Genomic DNA, 999 nt, shown 5'->3' on the forward strand with positions numbered 1-999 from the left:
GATTAGAGAGTGAGGATGGAAATGAATAATTATATATTATCTTTTGCAAAAAAGTTTGATTATTTTTTTGTGCAAAAAGAAATCTCAAGTATTATTTATTTACACGATGAGGATGATAATGAGAGATTAGACCATGTCCTTTTTCTTGAGAAAGATAATGGTGATGTCACAGGCTTGTATATAAGAGGTATGAATCCGCTAATCTCAATGAATAGAATTTACGATTTGGATGATTTTAATTTATTTGATAGTTATGAAGGATTAATTGAATGCAAGGAGAATATTAAACTCGAAATAGAGTATATAGGTTTGTTTTTTAGCACTCAATACAACGAATTATTGGGTTTCTATTTGGTGAATAACGATGCATCCAGTTCCATATTTATATTATTTTTACAAGATGAAATTTATATGGAGAAGGATTGTACTAAACACGAGGTTAGCAGGATGCTTGAAAAAAGGTTTTCAACTGAAGGTTTTATAACATATGAAAAAATAAGTGAGAGTGACTGGAAAGACATAAACTTCTAAATTAACCCATGGAATACACCACATTACGTAATCGACATCCGTAATGTGTTCTTTTTTTCCTTTCTACTTGTAGTGGATATGAATTTAATAGAATGCAGATCTTAATGATTGGATAGTTATCTTTGTAAATCGTCTATCATCTTTTTATTCCTAAGTTTAAGATTACTACTTAGGGGACTCTTGAAATTCTTGATGAGTATTGCGAAAAAGAAAAGGTCTCAAGGGTTGAAGGTGCAAGGCAAGCCATTAGAAAGCTAAAGAAAAAATAAAGATAGCCCGATAGTAGTGTAGTGAACACATGGACTATCCCCTCAATGTTTCCGTTAGGAAATATTCTATTTTAGACGGACACCTCCTAGTATGCATGAAGAATTTCCTGTTTCGTTTCAATCGAGATAGAGGTACAGCCAACAAAACGCGTATTTACAACATTAAGCCGTCAATGTGTCCAGATAGGCGCATAGAGTC

The 999-nt window shown here is 32.5% G+C and carries 1 protein-coding gene; it reads left to right on the forward strand.

The features are described 5' to 3' along the window. The first annotated feature begins 21 nt into the window (after window positions 1-21). Entirely contained in the window at window positions 22-531 is a 510-nt protein-coding gene (locus AC1DWN_RS34300) for a hypothetical protein (RefSeq protein ID WP_477563274.1), read from the forward strand. Window positions 532-999 lie beyond the last annotated feature (468 nt).

It is taken from the genome of Paenibacillus sp. P4_A7 (assembly GCF_056402455.1).

Bases quoted from the DNA above. Each gene is read 5' to 3' on its own strand.
- AC1DWN_RS34300 (WP_477563274.1), top strand. From the start codon at position 22: ATGAATAATTATATATTATCTTTTGCAAAAAAGTTTGATTATTTTTTT.